Raw genomic sequence first — 3,927 nt, 5'->3', positions numbered from 1 at the left:
AAAAAATCGTTTAAAATAATATTTTTATTTTTAAACGATTTAAATTTATTTTATCTATTAATTATTTTACTTCGCTATAGTTTTTCAAAGAATTCTTCATTGTAAATGGTAAATATTTTATTATTAACACTGCAAATAAACAAGTTCCTACTTTATCGATTAAATTATTTCCTATTTTTGCAATAAATGATGCAGCAAATATACTGCTACCACTATTTCTTAACCACATAACAATTACATCCGATGCTGTACCTGTTAGTCCTCCATAAATAGCAATTCCTATTGGTGTTCCTATCAAAGGACAAACAACAGCAAGCACCAATCCTGTTATTAATGCGGTTACATATGTAAATTTAAATTTCTTAGCAACAAACCCTACTATTAAAGCTACTACCACATTTACTAATAAAAATGGAATATCTCTTATACTATACATAAATCCTGTTATTATATTTGTTAATGCTCCCACTATAGCTCCTGGCACTGGCCCCATAAGTACTGCTGTTATAACTGTTCCTAATGTATCTAAATACAATGGCAACTTAAGTGCATTTGTAGCTATTCCCAATACAATATTTACTGCTATTGCTAAACCACAAAAAGTTATCATTCTTGACTTGCTACTATTCATGACATTTCCCCCTTTTTTCTTGCATTTCAGTTGAATTATATCATGATTTTATTGTTGTTCCAACGAATTAGATTCATATATATAAAAATTCGATACAACCTATAAACTATAATTTTTTTAAATAAGTAATTTCATCTTTTAAAGTTCTAATTGGTATACTTATACTATTATCATTCAATAATTTTTTTAATTCTTCCATAAATACACCAGATTCATTTTCTAGGATTATACTTTCTATTTTTTCATTTAGTGTTGTACATCCTCCCAACTCTCCTCCATAATTCCCTTTACAAGTGAAATTATATCCGCAACTAGGGCTACCATCTATAGCCACTATACCTATTACTTGAAATTTTTCTTTATTGCTATAGTATTCTATTAGCTGATCTATTACAGGATTTAATATATTCTTACAATGATTTCTGAAAAATGGATTATCAAACTGATCTTTGACATGTCCCCAACGTTTTGCTCCATACATAGTAAACTCTGGACATGGTAATTGTAATAATTCTATATCTTTTTCAAAAACTTCTTTCAATAATTCTTTTCTTAACTCATTTTCTTCATTAATTTCTTCAACATTATAACTTTTAACTTTTGATGCTCTATTTAAAATACAATGAGTTACTACCAAAATTCTTTTCATATTTTCCCCTTATCTTCCCTTCAATTATTATTTTTATTTATTATACATTAAAAAAGCCACGGTATTTTGCTTTTACCATAGCTTTATATAAAATTCTAAATTATTTTTACATCATTTTTTACATCATAAAGAAGAAGTATGCTAATAGAATAATACCAAGTATTATTCTATACCATCCAAACACTTTAAAGTCATGTTTTTTGATATATCCCATAAGGAATTTAATTGCCCATACAGATACTACAAATGAAACTACTGTACCTACACCTAAAACAATAAGTTCAAAACTTGTAAACGCAAATCCAAATTTCACTAATTTAAGTAAACTTGCTCCAAACATTACTGGTATAGCTAAGAAGAATGTAAACTCTGCTGCCACTTCTCTTGATACACCAATTAGTAATGCTCCTAATATAGTTGCCCCTGAACGAGATGTTCCTGGGAAAACTGCTGCTATTAATTGGAATAATCCTATAATTACAGCCATTTTATATGTAAGTTGATTCATATTTGTAACTAAAGGTCTCTTACCTTTGTTGTGATTTTCAACTACTATAAATAAAATACCAAATATAATAAGCATAGTAGCTACTGTTTGGAAATTATAAAATAGTGCATTTATTTGGTCATCCCATAATAGACCAACCACAGCTGCTGGAACACAAGCAATTACTATTTTAACCCACATAATAATTATATCAGTTTCTACAAATGGTTTCTTATTGAAGTTAAATGGAAAAATGTTCTTCCAATATAAAATTACAACTGCCATTATTGCACCTAACTGTATAACAACAAAGAACATTTCTTTGAAAGCTGGCGACATTCCTAGTTGTAAAAATTCATCTACTAGTATCATATGACCTGTACTACTTACTGGAAGCCACTCTGTAATCCCTTCGATAATACCTAATATAATGGCTTTAAATATTTCTATCCATTCCATGTTTATTCACCTCGTTTATATTTTCTTTATTTAAACAAAAAAATATCCTAAATAATTTTAGGTCTTTTTCTAGTATACCATATAAAGTATGACTTGGCCTTATAATTTTATACTTATGTTTTATAATAAAGCTTAAAATTTTTCAATATAAAAGAGTTATCTAAAGTATATTTAAGATAACTCTTCTATCTTTATGATCTTCTATGCTATTTTTTCTGATTTTTCTTTGCTACTTTTAACCCTAGGAAGTCCAAATCCTATAGCAATTATCCCACATACAAACATTAATATTGGATAATATAAGTACCCAATTATTGCAAATGGCGATATACCAGCAAGTCCTGCCGCAGTTAATAATTGTGCTCCATAAGGAATTATACCTTGCCATGCAGATGAGAATATATCTAATATACTAGCCGATTTTTTTGCACCTATTTCATATTCATCCGCTATATTTTTAGCTAACGGTCCAGCCATTACTATAGCTATTGTATTGTTTGCAGTACATAAATCTACTACACTAACTAATGCTGCTATTCCAAATTCAGCACCTTTTTTATTCTTAATTTTACTTTGTATAAAGTTAAGAACGAAATCTATTCCTCCGTTAAACTTAATAAGTTCAACCATTCCTCCAACTACTACAGATATCATACAAAGTTCGAACATTCCTGCCATTCCTTCTGATACGGCTGTTATTATTCCAAATAAATCTAGTGAACCTGTTATTATTCCTATAATTCCTGCAAATATTACTCCTCCACCAAGAAGTAAAAATACATTTGCACCAAGCACTGCGCCTATCAGCACAAATAAATATGGTAAAACTTTTATTAATTCATAACTATATGTTTCACTTGATACACTTACATATCCTCTACTCATTACAGTTAATAATATTATAGTTACTATTGCTGCTGGTAATACTATTGCAAAGTTTACTTTAAACTTATCTCTCATTTCACAACCTTGAGTTCTTGTAGCTGCAATTGTTGTATCAGATATCATCGATAAGTTATCTCCAAACATTGCTCCACCTACTACAGCTCCTAAAACTAAAGCTACTGGTATTCCAGTTTTTGCTGCAACTGCCACACCTATCGGACCTATAGCAGCTATTGTTCCAACAGATGTTCCCATTGATATTGATATAAAGCATCCTATAACAAATAATCCTGTAACTAATAAGTTTGCTGGTACAACAGATAGACCTAAGTTTACCACTGAATCAGCTCCACCTATAGCTTTTGATACTCCACTGAAAGCTCCTGCAAATAAGAATATTATAAGCATTAAAATAATATCTTTATTTCCTCCACCTTTACAGAATACTTCCATTTTTGTATTGAAATCTACTTTTCTATTAAATACAAATGCCACTGCTGTTGAAATTATAAATGCTACTAAAGTAGGCATTTTATAAAAATCTCCACTTATAATTCCACTTCCAATAAATAATACTAAAAATACTCCTAACGGTAATAATGCCAATGCACTACCTTTTGTTCTTTCATCACTCATGACTTTCTCCCTTCCTATGTAGTACTTACTATAATTTTAAATATAAAAAAAGCTTGAGAATAATCTCAAGCTCTAATAAACTAAGTTATTCCTCATCTTTCAGCCTTCGCTGCAGGATTTAGCACCTTATTATATATAAAAAATATATATCGGTTGCTGGGTATCTCAGGGCCTGTCCCT

Annotated in this window: 4 protein-coding genes and 1 riboswitch; all 4 genes read right to left on the bottom strand. The window is 29.6% G+C overall.

The genetic code is table 11. The features are described from left to right. Window positions 1-61 precede the first annotated feature (61 nt). Window positions 62-631, bottom strand: coding sequence for a CD3073 family putative ECF transporter S component (locus NSA58_RS17110; RefSeq protein WP_039678953.1), 570 nt, complete (start codon window positions 629-631; stop codon window positions 62-64). Window positions 632-737: 106 nt separating this feature from the next. Further along, window positions 738-1,280, bottom strand: coding sequence for a CD3072 family TudS-related putative desulfidase (locus NSA58_RS17105; protein WP_039678952.1), 543 nt, complete (start codon window positions 1,278-1,280; stop codon window positions 738-740). A gap of 118 nt (window positions 1,281-1,398) precedes the next feature. Then, window positions 1,399-2,226, bottom strand: a complete 828-nt coding sequence (locus tag NSA58_RS17100; RefSeq protein ID WP_074429890.1) for an undecaprenyl-diphosphate phosphatase — start codon at window positions 2,224-2,226, stop codon at window positions 1,399-1,401. A 201-nt stretch (window positions 2,227-2,427) separates the two neighbouring features. Further along, on the bottom strand, window positions 2,428-3,747 hold the full coding sequence (locus tag NSA58_RS17095; RefSeq protein ID WP_074429891.1) for a Na+/H+ antiporter NhaC family protein: 1,320 nt from the start codon (window positions 3,745-3,747) through the stop codon (window positions 2,428-2,430). A gap of 89 nt (window positions 3,748-3,836) precedes the next feature. Continuing rightward, a riboswitch (SAM riboswitch) is annotated at window positions 3,837-3,927 on the bottom strand. This riboswitch is flagged as partial in the annotation.

Origin of the sequence: Terrisporobacter muris (assembly GCF_024621905.1) — a bacterium.
GTDB lineage: Bacteria > Bacillota > Clostridia > Peptostreptococcales > Peptostreptococcaceae > Terrisporobacter > Terrisporobacter muris.
Note: the sequence above shows the minus strand (reverse complement) of the source record. Positions and strands in the feature narration are given on the sequence as shown.